Raw genomic sequence first — 18,711 nt, 5'->3', positions numbered from 1 at the left:
GCGGGCAGGGTAGGAGCATTGCCATGACACAAAAAGGCCCGGGCGGAACCCGGGCCAATTTCGAGCCGCTCGCGTGGTCCCTATCGATCCCTGAGCCGCCGCGGAGACGCGCTCGCCACCAGCCGCAGGCTGGGCGTGTCCCAGTTCGTGTCCAGCCCGGCGTCGCCGATGTCGCTGGCCTCAACGGTCAGGTCCATCGTCGCCCGGCGCAGCTGGGGGCCAATGTCGTATTCGAGCGTGAACGTGGCGTCCAGCACGCCGCGCAGCAGCGGCCTCGTCTCGCTCGACGTCAGGATACCATCGGTAAACTCGTCGAGCGTGAGCATCAGGCGCTGCGAGCCATCGGTCGCATCGGGATCGAGCTCGGCAAAGATCCGGGTCACCTCACGGAAGTTCGTCGCCTCGTCCTCGGCCGACAGGAACTCGATGGTGTTGGTGAACATCGGGTTCTGCGTCTGATCGAGCACGTCGATGGGATAGGGCGCAAACTCGCGACCCGTCCGGATCATCGTGAGCACACGATGCGTCACGATGCGCGTCACGACGTGCGTCGAGGCGGTTTCGCTCGTCTGCTGGTAGCTCTTAAAGCTGGTATCGAGCGCCGCGAGTGAGGCCGTCAGCAGCGCGGCGCTAATCGCCAGGGCCACCATCATCTCAATCAGGCTGAAGCCGCCAGCGGCAGCGGCATGCAATTGTCGAGGCGAACGAGTGCGATGCTTCACGGGCGACCCTCCTGGTACGAGCCGCGCTGCAACTGGAGCTGCACGGGCAGCATGATGCCGTCGGGCAGCGTCATGTCCGGGTTAAACTTCAGGTACACACGGCCGTACCCATAAAACGGCACCGGAACGGCACCATCAGGTGGGGTCTGGTCGTGTGCCACGTCGGCCAGGCCGTCACCGTCGGTGTCGTAGCCCACGATCTTCTGCATGCGCAGCTCGCCGGTCACCGGATCGACCGCCATCGCTTCGGGTAGCGTCGACGGGTCCAGAGATTCCGAATCACCGTCGTCGGGCCCGAAGTACCCAAGCGTCGTGTTGAACATCGCGGGGTTACCCACGGGCACGCCAAACTGATCGACCAGCGGCGCGACGCCCGGCTGGGGCTTGAACGTCATCAGCAGAGCGCCATCGATCGACGCGTTCCCGCGGATGTCCATGACGCCCGCCACAATCACGCCGCCGAGCTGCACGTCCTGCGTGGGCGGGCTGTTGAACGTGCCCAGGTCGACCGAATACCCCGGCAGCATCATGCTGGACAGGTCGATCAATTCCTCATCGTCACTATCGGGGCGATACCGCTCGTCCGATTGCTTGTCGGGATCCGGGTGCTCGCGCAAGAAGCGAGTCGCGCCCGTGTATTGCAGCTTGTTCCGCGTGGGTGTGTACTGCAAGGGCGTGTCCGAAACGATCGAGCCGATGAACATGCAGTCGTGGAAGCGGATGTTGTTGGAGATCAGCTTGGTGTCGGTCACCCGGCGGCCGCCGATCACGATCGGTTCGAGCAGGTCGTCGAAGTTCACCGGGCGCGAGTTCTTCAGGAAGTCCGCTTTGTCCAGCGCTTGCGTGAACGGGTTCTGCGGGATGAAGAACCCCTGCGCCGGGGGCAAGGCCGTGGCCGGCAGCACATCATCGGGGTACTCGGTCGGGTCGAGCACCGCCACGCGTGGCGCATCGGGCTGCGGGCGTCCCAAGCCGCTGTCGTAGCTCATCTTGCCGTATAGTTCCCAGTTCAGATGCTCATTGTTCGATTCGGTCCGGACATACGTGATGCCCACGAACGTGCAGTTGATGAATAGCGCGTTCAATCCCGGATCCAGCACGGCGTCCTTGAACGTCATGTTGATAAACACGGGGCGGTAGTACCAGTCGGTGAAGTTCGGGCTATTAAACGGCGACTTCTCGAAATACGCCGTGGCCCAGTTATCCGGCCGACCATCACCATCCAGGTCGGGATCAAGACGATGGAACTGGGGTGCGTCCGGGTCGGTACCGGTCTCCACATACACCAAGAGTTCGGCGATTGTGCCCAGGCCAAGGTTTTGCGCTGCCTGGAGTAAGAACGGATCACCGTTGGCTGTGCCCACGATGATCTGATCCTTGGCCTTGGTAAACCGGTCGGTCGTCAGCTCGGGCAGGCTGTCTTCGGTGGCGCCGAAGGTCATCGCCGCGTCCTCGTCCGGATCGATCGGGCCCTGCAGCCGCTCCTCGACCGGTCCCTGGAAGCTCTCCCAGTCGCTCCGGTTCGCACGGAAGGAAAGCGTGCCATCGACCTTGCGGTACAAGTCGCGGCCATCGATGAACCCATCGCGATAGCCCAACACCTGATCCGCGAACAAACCCGAGTACGGGTCGACGTCTTGCAGCGGCTCATCGCCGGGCTGCCAGACACCATCGCCGTTGATGTCCACGAATCCATGCACGCCGTTGCGGTTGCGGTCGGGCTTCGCGCTGTCAATCAGCAGCGCGAGCGAATCGTCGACCGATCGCCCCGAGCCATCGATGAATTCCGCGGTGGCAAACTCGCCAGGCGTACCAGCACGCAATGCGTCGGAGAGCGCCACACGGCCATCGCCGTTGGTGTCGTAGAACTTCAAGAACAGATCGAACTCATCGATGTACCCGTCGTTGTTGACATCCAGCGCGCTCTCGTCGGCGGTGCCATCCCCGTCCAGATCAAGGCCCGCGCCCTGGCCCTCGTCGGGGTGCCCCACGCGCATCCGGTTGTCGTTGTCGATGTCCCACCGCGAGATGTTCACGTTCAGCGCATCGAGCTTCTCGTCCAGATCGGGGTGCAAGTGGCGGAAGTCCGAACGCATCAGCATCGGGTCACCGAAGTTGTAGGTCATGTCGGTAAAGGTCGAGCCTAAGTCGCCATCGATCATGACGTTCTTGCCGATCATAATCTTGTTGGGCGAGATCACCGTGTGCTCCACACGTTTGGCCATGCGGAAGTCTTTGCTGATCGTCCGCGTCAGTGGCACACCGCCGCGCATGTGGTCGAAGTCGAAGCCCGTCACGATGATGCGGATATCCGTGCCATTGGCCAGCGGGGCATAGGTAATCTGGTATGCCTGTCCACGCGGGTCCGCGTCAGGGTCCTGCGGTACAAGGCCAACCGCGGGCGTGTACAGCCAGTTGTCCTCGGCGAACAGGGTAAGGTCTACGTCGATAGGAGCCGCTCCCAAGATCGGAGCCACGATCCCGTCGATGTTCACCGTGTTCTGATCGTCATCGTGGATGATCGCCAAACCGTTCGCGACACCCGTGGGCACGTCACCGCTGGGCAACGCACGCACAACCGTGTCTACGTCGGCCGGAATGGCCCCGATCCACATCTGCTCGCCCAGGGTCTGGTCGATCCGGCCGCGGTCGATCACGAAGCGGGTCACGGCCTCATCCAGGCGTCCCTCGGCGATGGACAATCCCGTCTCGGCGGAACTCATCGCTCGGCTCACGTGCAGGTGCGCTGCGGCGGTCCTCAGGTTGCCCTGGCTCACGACGGCCATCGCCGCGGCCAGAGACCCAAACAGGATCAGGAACATCATCGACAACACCGACACCACACCACGGCGGCGCGGGCCGAGGCGTCGGCGTCCTGAGCGGGCGGTCGTTCGGGTTGGCTTCATCATTACTTCCTTCCGGCGTGATCCCATTCAGGGCACGATCCACACCACACGGGTGACTTCCACCGGCGCGGTTACGAACGGCCCCTCGTAGGTCACGGTCACTTCGACCTTCAGCGGGAACTCATCGATGGCGATGCCCGCCGAAGCACCAACCGGTGCCTCGACGAAATCGGGCGTGAGTTCGAGCGTCGGGTCGGTCGGGTGGACCTTCACCACCCGCACCGTCTGCGTCCAGCCCTGCATGGGGACCGGGTTGCCGTCGGGGTCGAGCATGACCGAGCCGTCGGCGAAGATTTCGGGAATGACCAGGCCAAACGCGTCGAGCGGCCCGGGCAGGTCATCATCATCAGCGAAGCCCGGCGTGCCATTGAAGGCGAAGCTCAGGCCATCGAAGTCGTCCAGGTCGTCGAAGTCCTCAACCAGCGTTTCGCCGGGTTCGGGGCCCCAGCCCTCGACGTCACCACCAACGATGCGAAGCCCGGTCACCGGATCGTGCCGGGGCAAGGCTAACGTGTACTCACGGATCTCCCCGCCCAGGAAGGTGGCCGTCGCCGCGTGCGTCGACCACTGGTTGCTGCGCATGAAGGCCTGGTGCGCCTCGACGATGGCGACGACACCAACACCGATGATTACCGTGGCCAGGGCCGTCTCGATGAGCGTGAAGCCACGAGCGCGACGGCGACGGAGACTCCGACCGGGTTGGCTGAGGCCACGAACCACGAGACACCTCCAATACAAGGGTGGGGCCCGCGGGCCCCCTCCAAGGTCAACCTTCCATTCCAAAGGCCCGATCAGTTCACGATCTGGCTCATCCGGAAGATGGGCAGGATGATGGCCATAGCGATGAAGCCGACGATGCCGCCCATAACAATGATCATGATCGGCTCGATCAGGCTCGTCACGGCCTTGATCTGGTCCTTGAGCTGCTTCGCGTAATAGACCGAGACCTCGTCGAGCACCTCACCGAGCTTACCCGATTCCTCACCGGCAGAAATCATCTGCACGACGGCCCGGGGCAGCAGGGTGGTCTTGCTCAGCGGCAGGCTGATCTTCTTACCCTGCTTCACCGACATGTACACGTTGCGCCACATCGCCTTGTACAGGCGGTTGCCAGAGATGTCGCCGGTGATCGCCAGCGTGTCCAGCATCGGCACGCCCGCGTTGATGAGCTGCCCCTTGGTGTGCAGGCTGCGGCTGATGTACAGCGAGCGGAACATGTTCTTGAACACCGGGAGCGTCAGCTTCATGCGGTCGACCAGCAGGCCGCCGGGCTCGGTCTTGATGGCCAGGAAGCCCGCAACGCCCAGACCGAACAGGCCCGCGACCAGATAAGGCCACTGGACCTGCAAGAACTCGCTGAGGCCCATCAGGAACTTGGTCGACGCGGGCAGCGCGTCTTCCTTGCCCTCGAACACCGCCTTGAACTTGGGAAGAACGAACGTCAGCAGGAACACCGTCACGGCGACGGCCATCGTTCCGATAATGCCGGGGTAGATCGACGCCCCAACGACCATCTTTCGGGTCTCGATCTGCTGGCCGATGTAGCCCGCGATGCGATCGAGCATCTGGCTGAACGAGCCGGCCATCTCCGAAGCCCGGACCATGTTCACATAAAGCGGCCCGAAGAGCTTCGGGTGCCGGGCGAGCGCTTCCGAGAAGCTCTTGCCGCTCTCCACGTCCGTCCGGAGCTGGTTGATGACCTTGCGGAAGCCGCGGTGCTGGGTCTGGTCCTCGATGCCCTCGAGAGATGCACGCAGGTTGATGCCCGCACGAACCATGACCGCAAGTTGCGTCGTGAACTCGAGCACGTGCTTCTGGTTGGGCTTGCCCGAGTTCAGGTCGGCCAGCTTGGCCATGATGGCTTTCCGCTGGGCACCCCCGCCCACCGGGTTTACCGCAAGGATGTGCAATCCCTGATTGCGCAGCACCGTGGCGGCGGTCTGCACGGTATCGGCCGACAGCACGCCGACCTGGATCTGCCCGCCGGGGCCCTTGACCTGGTAGCGATAGTTCGGCATGACGGCTCACATCCCTCGGGGCATCATGCCCCCTAGCACCCAACGAATCAGGCAAGACCCAGATCAGGCAACGAGTTGGCGTTCCAGCTTGTCCGGGAAGGCCGCCTGTGCGACGGCGTCTTCCTTGGAGATAATCCCGTTGAAGTACAGCTCGGCGATCGAAGCATCCAGGCTCGACATCCCGATCGCACGGTTCGTCTCGATCACGTTGGGGATCTCGAACGTCCGGTTCTCACGAATCAGGTTCCGAACCGCTGGCGTGCACAGCAGCGTCTCCACCGCCGGCACCATGCCCGGCTCATCGATCCGGCTGAACAGCGTCTGGCTCACCACCGCCTGCAGCGTGTTGGCAAGCATCGAGCGGATCTGGTTCTGCTGCCCGGCCGGGTACATATCGATGATGCGCTCCACCGTCTGGCTCGCGTTCACCGTGTGCAACGTGCTGAGCACCAAGTGGCCCGTCTCGGCCGCACTAATAGCCAGTGCCGTCGTCTCAAGGTCACGCATCTCGCCCACCAGCACGATGTCTGGGTCCTGACGCAAGGCGTGCTTCAGGCCGCTCGAGAACGTCGGCATGTCGAGGCCGAGCTCGCGCTGCTCGATGAGGCAGTGGTCGCTCTCGAAGGTGTATTCCACCGGATCCTCGAGCGTGATGATGTGCTTGCGATACCGCTCGTTCATCGCCTGGATCATCGCCGCCAGCGTTGTCGACTTGCCAGAACCAGTATCCCCGGTCACCAGCACAAGCCCGCGAGGCAGATAGGTCAGCCGGGCGATCACTTCCGGGAGCGTCAGCGCGCTCAGCGGCGGCACCTTGGTCTTGATGGCACGCAAGCACAGCCCGACCTGGCCGCGCTGCAAGTGGGCGTTCACGCGGTAGCGGCTCAGCCCATCGACCTCGTACGAGAAGTCCGAGTCCTTCTGTCGGTCGAACGTCGTCACGGCCTCGGGCGGGGCCATCTCTTCCAGGATCGCCCGCCCGGACTCCTGCGAGATCACCGGGAAGTCCATTGGCGTCATCACCTGGTTCACGCGCATCACGGGCGGCTGCCCGGAAACGAGGTGGATGTCCGAAGCGTTGGCCTTGTGAGCCACCTTGAGTACGTCGTGCAGGTTCACGCGCAAATCCCCCTCGTCGGGCGCCCTGGAGCCCGCGTCCATCGCAGGCCTCCAACGCTCACCATCGTCGCGATCCGCGCACCACTGTCGCAACCACGCCCCTAGGCACGGCAAGAAACGCCGGTTGTAACGGCGCTCCCCTCTCACAAAGTCCCATCATGTCCCGATTCAAGCTGTTATCGCCCCGCCTCGTCCCTCGCCGCGACCGCTAACCGGTCGGCCCGCTCGTTCTCGGGGTGGTCGTTGTGCCCTCGCACCCAGTGGAAGCTCAGCGTGTGCTCGCCCATCAACTCATCCAGCCGCATCCACAGATCCTGGTTCTTCACCGGCTGCTTGCTGGCCGTCTTCCAGCCGCGCTTCTTCCACGCCGCCATCCACTCCTTGAGCCCCTTGAGCACATACTGCGAGTCCGAGTACAGCTCCACCCGCGTCGGCCTGCCCAACGCTTCCAGCCCCCGGATCACCGCCATCAGCTCCATCCGGTTATTGGTCGTGGGCTTCTCCCCGCCGTTGGCTTCCTTCTCCGAGCCCGACCCCGGATGCTTCAGGATGTACGCCCACCCCCCGGGCCCGGGGTTCCCAGAGCACGCCCCATCCGTGTACAACTCAACCAACGGCAAGGAATCTTCGGCCATCGCCCATCCTAACCGCGTGGACGCAGCCGGTGGATGGACGATGGCCAGCCGAGCTGGATTAGCAGCCAGCGTCGAAGGCGTTCTGGAAGGCGAGGAAGTCGAAGAGCGTCAACTCGCCGTCCCCGTCGAAGTCGGCCTCGGGGCTCCGAGTGTCGAATAGGTTCTGAAACGCCAGAAAATCGAACAACGTCAGCTCGCCGTCGCCGTCGATGTCAGGCCGGCATGGTGCCGCGGCCGCAACCGCGACCACGCCGTACATCAGGTCGTCATCTAGGTCGCCGGTCGTGTTCTCAAAGAATGAGACACTCGTCTCCCCCGAAGTCATCAAGTCCATCCGATAAATTGAGTACGTCCAGTCGTCGTCGCCCTCGTCGAGCACCAGGTTGTCTCCGGTATCCACATAGTCGGCCAGCAACCACCCAGGGACACTCGCCTGATCCGTGTGAAGCACATAGATCGTCGCCGGTCCGCGCACCGTCGCGACGAGCTCGATATCGTCGTCGTCCTTGTCGTCCGCATCGGTGCGGATGTAGTCGCCGCCCATCAGATACCCCGGCACGCGGGTCCAATCCCCGCTCTGCGAGTCGAACGCCGGTGCTCCCTCGCGCATGCCGTCATCCACGATGAAGTAGTCGCCACCCTCTAGCACGCGCAACCCGGTCAATGGGTCGGCAATGCTGGAAGCGGCCGCCGCGCACACGGTAAGTCCTGCGATTCGTCCGAGCATGTTCATGTGTAAACCTCCTGTGGTGAGCACGAGTTGTAGCGCACGATGTGAAACCCATCCATCGCATGAAGAGCCGCTTCATGAAGCTCGACTCATCGGTGTCCCCTGAGGAATCTGCTTCGTATCGCCGCTGCCGCGCGCAACAATCCGGCGCTCCGAGCGAATCCGCTTGATGCCCCGGGCCGCCGTCGTAATCTGCTCCCATGAAGCACTCCAGCCGCACGCCCACGCCCCCCAAGCCGAACGCCCGACTGGTCGCACGAGAAGCCGCCCTCTCCCGGCGATCCGGCACCCCGAGCCATACCATCGCCCCTATGCCAATACACCGCCTCGAAGTCAGGCCCAAGCGCGACGCCGGAGACCCCAAGGCCACCCGCCTCATGCGGGAGGCCGCCGCCCTTGGCTACACGCTCCAGGCCGCCCGCACCGCCAAGGTTTACCTGCTCGAGGGCGATCTCACCGATCAGCAGCGCGACGCCATCGCCAGGGCCCTCCTGGTCAACCCAGTCACCGAGTCCCTGGCCAACGAGAACGGGCATACCGGCGTTACGCTGGAAGTCCACCCCCTCCCCGGCGTCATGGACCCCGCCGCCCAGTCCGTCGAAGAAGCCATCGCCGAGCTGCTCGGCGTCCAGGTCCAGGCCTCCACCGGCACCCGCTACGACCTCGAGGGCCTGGCAGCCGAAGACGCCAAGGCCCTGGCCGCCCGCCTGCTCTTCAACCCCGTGGTCCAGGCCCTCCACGACCAGCCCTTCCACCCCAACGCCCTGCCCCACGGTACGCCCTACCAGTTCAAGCCCATCACCGTCGAGATCGCAAGCCTCGACGACGCAGGCCTCGAACGCCTGAGCCGCGAGGGGCACCTCTTCCTGAGCCTGGGCGAGATGTGCGCCATCCAGCAGCACTACCAGACCCTCGGCCGCGAGCCCACCGATATCGAGCTCGAGACCCTTGCTCAGACCTGGAGCGAGCACTGCGTCCACAAGACCCTCAAGAGCGACTACCACTACCGCGCCGAATCCCCCTCCGATCCGAGCCGCGTGCGTGAGCACGCGGACCCTCTGCGATGGGAAAACCGGCCCGGAGTCACCATCCACGCCGACGGCTCGATCACCATCGCCAACCTCCTCAAGAACACCGTCGCCGCCGCCACGCACGAACTCATCGCCGACGGCATCGACTGGACGCTCTCGATCTTCCACGACAACTCGGGCGTGGTCGCCTTCGACGACGACTACGGCGTGTGCATCAAGGTCGAGACCCACAACCACCCGAGCGCGCTCGAGCCCTACGGCGGTGCCGCTACCGGCATCGGCGGCTGCATCCGCGACATCATCGGCACCGGCCTGGCCGCCAAGCCCATCGCCAACACCGACGTCTTCTGTGTTGCACCGCCCGACACCACCGACGTCCCTGCGGGCTGCATCCACCCCAAGCGTGTGCTCCGCGAGGTCGTCGCCGGCGTGCGCGACTACGGCAACCGCATGGGCATCCCCACGCTCAACGGCGCGGTCGAATTCGACCCGCGATACATCGGCAACCCGCTGGTCTTCGCCGGCAGCATCGGCCTGATCCCGCGAGACAAGATCGACGGCGATGCCCAGCCGGGCGACCGCATCATCGCGCTGGGTGGGCGCACGGGGAGGGACGGCATCCACGGCGCGACCTTCTCCAGTGCGGAATTGAGCGACACCCACGCTGACGAGTTCAGCCACGCCGTCCAGATCGGCAACCCGATCGAGGAGAAGAAGGTACTCGACGCCATCCTCCGCGCGCGCGACGAGGGCAATCGCCCGCTCTTCAGCGCCATCACCGACTGCGGCGCGGGCGGCTTCAGCAGCGCCATCGGCGAGATGGGCGAGAAGCTCGGGGCCGACGTCCAGCTCGATCAGGCCCCCCTCAAGTACGCCGGCCTGACCTACACCGAGATCTGGATCAGCGAGGCCCAGGAACGCATGGTGATGGCCGTGCCCGAGAAGAATCTCGCGGCACTGCAAGCAATCTGCGACGAGGAAGGCGTCGAACTGGCCAACCTCGGCCACTTCGGCACGCCCGACGCCGAACTGATCCTGCGCTACGGCGACAACGAGGTCGGCCGCCTCGCGATGGAATTCGTCCACGGCGGCATCCCGCGCGAGACCCTGCCGGCTACCTGGTCGCCAATGCAGCCCAAGGCCAAGCCCAGTAGCGATCCCAACGTTGGTGACGCGCTGCTGAAGCTGCTCGCGCATCCGTCGATCGCCAGCAAGCACTGGATCGTGCGGCAATACGACCACGAGGTGCAGGGCAACACGGTGCTCAAGCCGCTGGTTGGCCCGCCCGCCGAGGATGGCGCGAGCAGGGGGCCGGGCGATGCGTCGGTGATCGAGCCGGTGCCCGGCACGGGGCGCGGCGTGGCGATCGGGTGCGGGTTGCAGACGCGCGTGGGCGATCCGGCCATCGGCGGCGATCCGTACCTCATGGCGCTCGCCGCCATCGACGAGTGCGTGCGCAATCTGGTGTGCGTGGGGGCCGACCCCAGCCGCATCGCCATCCTCGACAACTTCTGCTGGCCGGGCGTGAAGGACGCCGAGAGCCTGGGTCACCTGGTGCGCGCGGCGATCGGCTGCTACGACGGGGCCAAGGCCTACCGCACGCCATTTGTGAGCGGCAAGGACTCGCTCAACAACCAGTTCCGCACCGACGACGGCACGACCATCCGCATCCCGCCCACGCTGCTGATCACGGGGCTGGGTATCGTGCACGATATCGAAAAATGCGTGACGAGTGATGCGAAGCAACCGGGCAACACGATCGTGCTGGTCGACGGCTCGGCCGACTGGCAGAAGCTCGCGCACGGCCCCAAGGCGGCGGCGGGCGTGGCGCGGGCCATCGAGCAGGGCATGGTGCGCAGCGCGCACGACGTGAGTGATGGTGGCGTGCTGGTGGCGCTGGCCGAGATGCTGATCGCCGGTAGCAAGCCCCAGTCGCCGATTGGCGCTGGAGTGCACGGGCTTGGCGGGCTCGATCCGTTCGAGGAACTGCCCTGCCGGTACCTGCTTGAGGTGGCCGCGGGTGAGGTCGAGCGGTTGTCGGCGTTGCTGGATGGGGTGTCGTGCGAGGCGATTGCGGTGCTGGATGAGTCTGGCATGCTGCAAGTCGATGGCTCGTCGCTGGATGTCGAGGAAATGGCGCGCGCGTGGCGTGCGCCCTTGGACTGGTGAGCGCATGAGAGAGCCCGGGCTTGCGCCCGGGCTTCGTTGGGATGCTCATGGTTTCTAGAAGATCATGGGGCCGCTGGAGCGTTCGGAGGCGCTGGTGCGGCCTTCGATGATCCGGCGTTCGCGCTCGGTGAGCACGCCCGGCTGTCCCACGATGCCTAGCCGAGCGTTGGCGGCGAGCATGAACCGTTTGAACAGCCTGAATAGACCCACGAAACGAACGAGCTTCCACAGCCCCTTGGTGATCGAGAACACGCCCAGCGCCGTGCCGAGCACGGAGAGGACGGACGAAGGGTTCTCGGCGACGCGTTGCAACGACAGCATGGCTGTACTCCTGGAAACCGCGGGCGCGTACGCCGGCGGTGGTATGGCGGCCGTTGCACCGCGCACCATGCGCGGAGCAAGAGCCTGGATCGGATTTGGTGGATGCCGACGCGGCGTCAGACGCGGCGACGGCAGTGCAGCACGCTCATGGCGCGTTGTGGCGCGCCCGGGCGGCGATGGGGGATGTGGCGTGGGGCCGGACGAGCCGGCGCGGTGCTACGCGTCTTGACGCGGATCGCAGGGGATAAGCGTCGAGAGACCGAGCACCATGGAATTCAGGTTGGTCGTGATCATCGTCGCTCCCCTTTCTACCCGGGCCATTCCTGATGGCCAGCGGGTGATTCTCTAAGGGCGAACGCTATCGGCGAATTCGAGCGGGTCAATCCAGTGGGGCGAATAAAAACGCGCAAAGAAAAAGCCCCGGCGAATGGCCGGGGCTGGAGAAGGGTTAGCGCCTGGCTCGTGCGGGCTCAAGCGGTGATGGCCAGCATTGCCATCACGACGACGGCGATGGCGAGGCCGCTAATGGCCCAGCGGGTGGCGACGTTGAGGCTGTAGGCGGTGCTGGCGGGGGCTGCGATGATGTTCTTCATGGTGAACGCTCCTTGACTAGATTGCCTAGAAACGGGCATCTACAGTTCTCTATAGTGTAACAATCATACTATCGTCTGTCAAGCGTTCGCAATAGAGAATTGTTCCATGGCACAAAAAATACAGGCAGAGCCGGTCGAGCCGGCGGCGTCGGAGATCGGTGGGTCGATCCGGGCCAAGCGGGAGCAGCAGGGCCTGACGCAGGCCGAACTGGCCCGCCGCAGCGGCGTGAGCAAGGGCATGCTGTGCGACGTGGAGGCCGACCGGAAGAACCCGACGATCCGGCTGCTGGGGCAAATCGCCCTTGGGCTGGGCTGCGGCATCTCGGACTTACTGGACCTGGAAGACCGCCCGGTGATGACCATCGACCGTGCCAAGGACCAGCGGGTGCTGGTCGATCCTGAGAACAAGATGGAGCGGCGGATCCTGAGCCGCGAGATGGTGAAGCACGGCGTGGAGGTGCTGCACTACACGTATCCGGTGGGCAGCGATTGCGAGGGCTTCCCGCCGCACCCGCCGGGGAGTTTCGAGACGGCGTATGTGCTGGACGGGCACGTGCGGCTGCTGGTGGGTGACCAGCCGATCGAGTTGAAGACGGGGGACGCGGCGACGTATCGGGCTGACTTGGAGCACTCGACGATTAACCTGGGGAAGAAGGCGGCGAAGATTTTGTATGTGACGCATATCCCGCGGCGCGAGATGGCCAAGGCCGCGAAGAGCTAGCGCAAACCGTACTCGCGGAGCTTGCGGTAGAGGGTGCGTTCGCCGATGCCCAGGAGCTTGGCGGCTTGTTCGCGGTTGCCGCCGGTGAGGCGGAGAGTTTCGCGGATGGCTCGCTTTTCGATCTGTTCGAGGCTGGTGCCGGCCAGGGTGCCCGAGGCGGCGCCGGCTTCGCCCTCGTCCTCGCCCGCGCGGACTTCGGGGGGGATGTGGCGGGTTTCGAGGCGTGGGGACGCGTCGTCGGCGGCTTCGCCGATGGCGGTGACGACCATGTTCTGGATGACGTTGAGGAGCTGGCGGACGTTGCCGGGCCAGTCGTAGGCGGTCAGGCGCATGAGGGCGGCGTCGGTGATCTCGGGTGTGGGCTGCTTCATCTCGTCGGCGAAGCGGGCGGCGGCGTGCTGGGCGATGCGGGGGATGTCCTCGCGGCGCTCGCGCAGGGGCGGGACGTGGACCGAGGCACCGTTGATGCGGAAGTAGAGGTCCTCGCGGAAGGTGCCCTCGGCGATCATCTTGCGCAGATCCTTGTTGGTGGCGCTGACGAAGCGGGCGTCGGTCTTGCGGGGGTCGTTGCTGCCCAGGCGGACGACCTCGCCGGTTTCGAGAACGCGCAGGAGCTTGGCCTGCATGCTCAGGGGCATGTCGCCGATCTCGTCGAGGAAGAGGGTGCCGTTGTGGGCGTACTCGAAGACGCCCTCGCGGTCTTTTTCGGCCCCGGTGAAGGCGCCGCGGACGTGGCCGAAGAGCTGGTCTTCGAGGAGGCTCTCGCTCTGGCCCGCGCAGTTGAAAGCGACGAAGCGTTTGGAGCTGCGCGGGCTGTTGGCGTGGACGGCGCTGGCGATGAGTTCCTTGCCGGTGCCGCTCTCTCCGGTGATGAGAACGGCGATGTTGGATGGGGCGACGGTGCGGACGGTCTTGATGATGCGGCGCATGGGCTCGCTGCCGGCGATGAGGCCCTCGAAGCCGTCGTGCTGGACGAGGTCGCCGAGCGAGCCGGACTCCTGGCGGAGGAGGACGGCCTCGGCGGCTCGGTTGATGAGGCTGCGGAAGATGGCCAGGTCGAGGGGCTTCTCGATGAAGTCGTAGGCGCCCTCCTTGAAGGCGTTGCGGGCTGTTGAGACGTCGCCGTGGGCGGTGACCATGACGGTCTCGGCGTCTGGCTGGAGGGCCCGGGCGGCGCGGAGGACGAGGAGGCCGGCATCGCCGCCGCCTGAGGAAACGGTCTCCCCTTCGTGCGCGGGCTGGCCGGCGGAGGTTGGCATGCGAAGGTCGGTGACAACGACGTCGAAGGCGCCGCCCTTGAGTTCGTCCATGGCGTGCTGGACCGAGCCGACGATGGTGCAGACGTGGCCGGGCTTGCGGAGGGCCTCGGCCATGGTTTCGGCGTGGTCGGGCTCGTCCTCGACGATAAGGACCTGGGCTGCCGGGGTGGTGGTTTCCGGGTTGTTCTCGGCGGTAGCCATTGGGCGTCAGGGTAGTGGGGCGGCCTGGGCGTGTCGCAGGAGGCCACCGGCGGCGATGGCGATGGCGTCGGCGACGTCGGCGGGGGTTGGCGGAGCGGGCAGGTTGTAGCGGGCCTGGACGGCGAGGCGCATCTGGTCCTTCGTTGCTCGGCCGTAGCCGGTCATGGAGCGTTTGACGACGGCGGGGGCGAGTTCGAGGATTGGCAGGCCGGCGCGTTTGGCGGTCAGCAGGATGACACCCCGGGCGTGGCCCATGCTGATGGCGGTGGCGGGGAAGGCCTTGTGGGCGAAGACGGCCTCGACGCAGGCGGCATCGGGGCTGAGGCGCTCGATGAGGTCTCGCAGGTCGGCTTCGAGCTCGACCAGGCGGATGGCCAGGCCGTTGGGGGTGGCGTCGCCGCGCTTCAGGCGGAGGACGCCGGCCTCGTCGAGGGCGTCTCGGCCGTCGCGCATGGCGACGCAGGCGTATCCGGTGAGGCGGAGGCCGGGATCGAGGCCGAGGACTCTCATGGGGAGGCTTTCGGCTGGATCGGGCTGGTGTCCGCACGATCCGCGTAGTGGGTTTGCCAGTGGATGAGGGCCTTGACCATGCAGTCGCACTCGAGGTTCACGCCGTCGCCGGGCTCGAGGGTGCCCAATGTGGTGCGGGCGAGGGTGTCGGGGATGAGGGCGACCTCGAACCAGTTCTCGGGGACGGAGAGCTCGGCGATAGTGAGCGAGACGCCGGCGACGCAGATGGAACCGCGAGGCGTGATGTTGGGCATCAGGTGGACTGGCGGCGAGATGCGGATGCGCCATTGGGGCTTCTGGACCACTGCGGCGATGGTCGCGACGCCGTCGACGTGGCCCTGCACCAGATGGCCGCCCAGGAGGGTGGTGGGGGTGCAGGAGCGTTCGAGGTGGACGGGGGTGCCCGGTTCGAGGGTGCCCAGGGTCGTGTTAGCCAGGGTCTGGTGGGTGGCGTCGAAGGAGAGTGCCAGGCCATCGGGGCCGGGCTGGCAGTCGACGAGGCTGAGGCAGCAGCCGTCGATGTTGATGGATTCGCCCGGTGTGGGCCCGGGGTTGGTGAGCAGGGCCTGCGGGGCGGCAACAACGAGGCGTCGGCCGGCGTCGTTCGGCGAGGATTGCGAGATTTGGCCAACGCTGTGGATGAGACCGGTGTACATGGGGTGCCGAGCCTTTCGATGGGCCTGCGAAACCGCTGGGGTCCGGCTGACGAAAGCCGGGTAACTTGCGGCGAAGCGGCCGAAGCGGCCGAAGGGGCCCACTGGGCCCTTGACCCCCTGCCGCGGGGGCCGGATACTGTGCGGCAGACAACAGGGGGCGCACGGGCCCGGTGCCGCCTTCCAGCAACCGTACGGGCCGAATCTCACCCTTGGAGCCTTCCACGGATGCGTACTTCCATTGATATGCCTGCCCCCCGTCCGTTTCGCCGTGCCCGCCGGTTGCTGGGCCGTTCGGCGTCCGGGCTAGCCCTGCTGGCGTTGGTTGCCGGTGGGTGCGCCAACACGGGCAGGATTGGTCCCCCGATATCGACCAACGCCCAGGAGGCCTCAGCCAGCTTTGACAGTGCCGAGTTGCGATCGATCGGTTACAGCCGGGGATGGCGGGCGTATCCGATCGTGACGCGCGGCCAGCGCGTTGAAAACGTGAAGGCCTACGACGACATTGTGCTCCTGCTCGAAGGTGGGTCAACGCTCAACTGCGTCGATACCATCGACGGCGACCCCCGCTGGCACATCCAACTGGATACGCCCATCACGCCCTTCCTGGGCATCGAGCGACAGGGCAACCTGATCTTCGTGAACTCGTCGTCGGAGTTGTACGTGGTCGATGTGCTCTCGGGAGAGCTGCGAGCTCGTCAGACCCTGCCCCTGGTCGTGACGACCGGGCCCGTGCGGCACAATGGCCAGCTCATGTTTGGTTGTGCCGATGGCCAGGTGTTCAGCTACCTGCCGACCCAGCAGATCAAGCTATGGGGCAACCAGCTCAACCATCCGATCGCGATGGACGCGGTGATGGTCGATGGCATCGTCGCGTTTGTGAGTACCGGCGGGGACGTGCTGTTCCTCGACCCTTCACGCGGCGCGCCGATCATGCGTGCGGGCAATGGCCAGCGGTTCAACGCCCTGTTCGACGGCCCGAGCGCGATGCCCGTGGCGGCCCCAGGCATGTTACTCGTGCCCAGCGAGGATCAATCGCTGTGGGCGTTCACGCCGGCGAGCTCGCGCAACCTGTGGCGCGTGCAGACCCCCGAGCCGATCACCGGCACTCCGGCGACCTTCGGTGATCATGTGTTCATCGACCTGCCCGAGTACGGCTTCTCGGCCGTGAACCTGGGCACGGGCGAGATCGCGTGGTCGCTGGAGGATGTTGGCGGCGAGCTGGTGGCGGTGCGTGACGGGTTGCTGGTGGTGTTCGACGCCGACGCAGAGGTCATCACCCAGATCGACGCGCCGACGGGGGACGTGTTCGGTCGTGTACCGGTGGGTGGGGTCTCGCGCGTGGAGACGGCCGACTTGGTCGACTCGCCGATCTATCTCATCACCGATCGCGGCCTGGTTGCCCGCTTCAACCCCGACGCGTAAGCCGCCTTGGACACTTCTCTTCGACCGATCCGCCGTGCCCTGATCTCGGTGAGCGACAAGGCCGGCGTGGCCGAGTTCGCCCGTGCCCTTTCGGGGCACGGGGTTGAGCTGATCTCCACCGGTGGTACGGCCGCGATGTTGCGTGAGGCCGGGCTGCCCGTGCGCGACGTGAGCGAGCTGACCGGCTTTCCCGAGATGCTCGACGGCCGCGTTAAGACGCTGCACCCGCTCGTGCATGGCGGCATCCTGGGTGTCGAAGAGCTGCCAGAACACACCAGCGCGATGGCCGAGCACGGGATCGTGCCGATCGACCTGGTGTGCATCGACCTGTATCCCTTCGAGAAGACGATCGCCAAGCCGGGCGTGACGCTCGCGGAGGCGATCGAGCAGATCGATATCGGCGGGCCGGCCATGGTGCGGTCGGCGGCGAAGAACCACGACCGGGTCGCCATCGTGACGGGCCCGGGGCAGTACGCCTCGGTCCTCGCGGACCTTGAGAGCCAGGGCGGGACAACCGGCACGCTTCGTGCGCGGCTCGCGGCGGCGGCGTTTGCACGCACGAGCGCGTACGACGCGATGATCGCGGGCTATCTCGGTGCGGCCACCGGTGCGGGCGGCGGAATGCCCGAGACGCTCACGCTGCGGCTGGAACGCTCGGGCGAGCTGCGGTATGGCGAGAACCCGCACCAGCCCGCGGCGGTGTATCGGGACCGGGGATACGCCGGGCCGACGGTCGTGGGTGTCGAGCCCCTGCACGGCAAGGCGCTGAGCTACAACAACCTTGCCGACGCGAGCGCGGCGTTGGAACTCGCCCTGGACCTGGCCCGCACAACTGGCACCGTGGGCGCGACGGTGATGAAGCACGCCAACCCGTGCGGGGCGGCCAATGCTCCGACGGCCGAAGCCGCGGTCGACCTGGCGCTCGCCGGCGACCCGGTTGCGGCGTTCGGCGGCATCGTGGCGTGCTCGCACACGATCAACATAGCGGCGGCCGAGCGATTGAGCGCGAAGGAGTTGTTCTTAGAGGTCATCGTCGCGCCGGCGTTCGATGGCGACGCGCTCGAGCGGCTGCGATCGCGCTGGAAGACGACGCGTCTGCTCGCCGTGGGCGACATGCCACAGCCCGAGGCCGCGGGCATGATGGTGCGAACGCTGCCGGGCGGGGCGCTCGCGCAGCGCATCGACGCGGTGCGGGCCGATCCAGAATCCTGGACACTCGCGGCGGGCCCCAGGCCGACCGACGAGACCATGTCGGGGTGCGCGGCGCTGGTGTGCGTGAGCCGTGCGTTGACGAGTAACGCCGTGGCGGTCGGTGGTGTTGTCGATGGTGGTGCGGCGTTGTACGGAGCGGGCGCTGGGCAGATGGACCGGCTGACGAGCTGCCGCCTCGCCGTGCAAAAAGCGGGCGAGCGAGCGAAGGGCGCCATCGCCGCCAGCGACGGGTTCTTCCCGTTCGCCGATGGGCCGCAGATCTTGATTGATGCCGGCGTGAAGACGATCGTGCAGCCGGGCGGCTCGAAGCGCGATGGCGAGACGGTTGAGCTATGCGAGCGCGAGGGCGTGAGCCTGCTTCTGACGGGCGTGCGGCACTTCCGGCATTAGCGGACGGGTGGGGGGCGGATGCCACCCGCGTGTTCGGATCGTGTAAATACCGCGTCTGCCCGTGTGGACAAGCCGGGCCCGCTTGCCGACAATTCA

Annotated in this window: 15 protein-coding genes; 4 read left to right on the top strand and 11 right to left on the bottom strand. The window is 65.8% G+C overall.

The features are described from left to right. Window positions 1-80 precede the first annotated feature (80 nt). The 7 genes from NCW75_07465 to NCW75_07435 all read right to left on the bottom strand — a co-directional run bounded on the left by NCW75_07465 (window position 81) and on the right by NCW75_07435 (window position 8,127). Entirely contained in the window at window positions 81-722 is a 642-nt protein-coding gene (locus NCW75_07465) for a prepilin-type N-terminal cleavage/methylation domain-containing protein (protein ID UYV14120.1), read from the bottom strand. Then, the gene (locus NCW75_07460) at window positions 719-3,628 is read right to left on the bottom strand and encodes a hypothetical protein (protein UYV14119.1); all 2,910 of its coding nucleotides are present in this window, start codon (window positions 3,626-3,628) and stop codon (window positions 719-721) included. Before NCW75_07460 ends, NCW75_07465 begins: the two co-directional genes overlap by 4 nt. Before the next feature lie 27 nt (window positions 3,629-3,655). Beyond that, window positions 3,656-4,348 carry a prepilin-type N-terminal cleavage/methylation domain-containing protein gene (locus NCW75_07455; GenBank protein UYV14118.1) on the bottom strand — a complete coding sequence of 231 codons (693 nt, stop codon included), beginning with the start codon at window positions 4,346-4,348 and terminating at the stop codon, window positions 3,656-3,658. Between the two features lie 71 nt (window positions 4,349-4,419). Then, entirely contained in the window at window positions 4,420-5,646 is a 1,227-nt protein-coding gene (locus NCW75_07450; GenBank protein ID UYV14117.1) for a type II secretion system F family protein, read from the bottom strand. A gap of 63 nt (window positions 5,647-5,709) precedes the next feature. Beyond that, window positions 5,710-6,807: a PilT/PilU family type 4a pilus ATPase gene (locus NCW75_07445; protein ID UYV14116.1), complete on the bottom strand. Its 1,098-nt coding sequence runs from the start codon at window positions 6,805-6,807 to the stop codon at window positions 5,710-5,712. Between the two features lie 134 nt (window positions 6,808-6,941). Beyond that, window positions 6,942-7,400: a ribonuclease HI gene (rnhA, locus tag NCW75_07440; protein ID UYV14115.1), complete on the bottom strand. Its 459-nt coding sequence runs from the start codon at window positions 7,398-7,400 to the stop codon at window positions 6,942-6,944. A 58-nt stretch (window positions 7,401-7,458) separates the two neighbouring features. Next, entirely contained in the window at window positions 7,459-8,127 is a 669-nt protein-coding gene (locus tag NCW75_07435) for a hypothetical protein (GenBank protein ID UYV14114.1), read from the bottom strand. Window positions 8,128-8,441: 314 nt separating this feature from the next. On the opposite strand from NCW75_07435, the gene NCW75_07430 reads away from it, so the two are divergent. Further along, window positions 8,442-11,330 (top strand): phosphoribosylformylglycinamidine synthase subunit PurS, encoded by a 2,889-nt coding sequence (locus NCW75_07430; GenBank protein UYV14113.1) that lies wholly within the window; start codon window positions 8,442-8,444, stop codon window positions 11,328-11,330. A gap of 54 nt (window positions 11,331-11,384) precedes the next feature. On the opposite strand, the gene NCW75_07425 is transcribed toward NCW75_07430, so the two are convergent. After that, window positions 11,385-11,651 carry a hypothetical protein gene (locus NCW75_07425; protein ID UYV14112.1) on the bottom strand — a complete coding sequence of 89 codons (267 nt, stop codon included), beginning with the start codon at window positions 11,649-11,651 and terminating at the stop codon, window positions 11,385-11,387. Between the two features lie 699 nt (window positions 11,652-12,350). Between NCW75_07425 and NCW75_07420 the strand changes: the two genes are divergently transcribed. After that, complete coding sequence (locus NCW75_07420) at window positions 12,351-12,965, top strand: XRE family transcriptional regulator (GenBank protein ID UYV14111.1); 615 nt, start codon at window positions 12,351-12,353, stop codon at window positions 12,963-12,965. On the opposite strand, the gene NCW75_07415 is transcribed toward NCW75_07420, so the two are convergent. The 3 genes from NCW75_07415 to NCW75_07405 are packed head-to-tail and all read right to left on the bottom strand — an operon-like array spanning window position 12,962 to window position 15,591. Continuing rightward, window positions 12,962-14,425 (bottom strand): sigma-54 dependent transcriptional regulator, encoded by a 1,464-nt coding sequence (locus NCW75_07415; protein UYV14110.1) that lies wholly within the window; start codon window positions 14,423-14,425, stop codon window positions 12,962-12,964. The two genes, NCW75_07420 and NCW75_07415, sit on opposite strands and share 4 nt — an antisense overlap. 6 nt (window positions 14,426-14,431) lie before the next feature. Then, the gene (locus tag NCW75_07410; protein ID UYV14109.1) at window positions 14,432-14,935 is read right to left on the bottom strand and encodes a crossover junction endodeoxyribonuclease RuvC; all 504 of its coding nucleotides are present in this window, start codon (window positions 14,933-14,935) and stop codon (window positions 14,432-14,434) included. After that, window positions 14,932-15,591 carry a riboflavin synthase gene (locus NCW75_07405; GenBank protein ID UYV14108.1) on the bottom strand — a complete coding sequence of 220 codons (660 nt, stop codon included), beginning with the start codon at window positions 15,589-15,591 and terminating at the stop codon, window positions 14,932-14,934. Before NCW75_07405 ends, NCW75_07410 begins: the two co-directional genes overlap by 4 nt. 243 nt (window positions 15,592-15,834) lie before the next feature. Between NCW75_07405 and NCW75_07400 the strand changes: the two genes are divergently transcribed. Beyond that, window positions 15,835-17,013, top strand: a complete 1,179-nt coding sequence (locus NCW75_07400) for a PQQ-binding-like beta-propeller repeat protein (protein UYV14107.1) — start codon at window positions 15,835-15,837, stop codon at window positions 17,011-17,013. A 48-nt stretch (window positions 17,014-17,061) separates the two neighbouring features. After that, window positions 17,062-18,615 carry a bifunctional phosphoribosylaminoimidazolecarboxamide formyltransferase/IMP cyclohydrolase gene (gene purH, locus NCW75_07395; protein ID UYV14106.1) on the top strand — a complete coding sequence of 518 codons (1,554 nt, stop codon included), beginning with the start codon at window positions 17,062-17,064 and terminating at the stop codon, window positions 18,613-18,615. The last annotated feature ends 96 nt before the right edge of the window (window positions 18,616-18,711 follow it).

The sequence above is a fragment of the Phycisphaera sp. genome (genome assembly GCA_025916675.1).
Taxonomy (GTDB): domain Bacteria; phylum Planctomycetota; class Phycisphaerae; order Phycisphaerales; family UBA1924; genus JAHCJI01.
The sequence above is the reverse complement of the archived record's forward strand: the minus strand, read 5'-3'. Positions and strand labels throughout refer to the sequence as shown.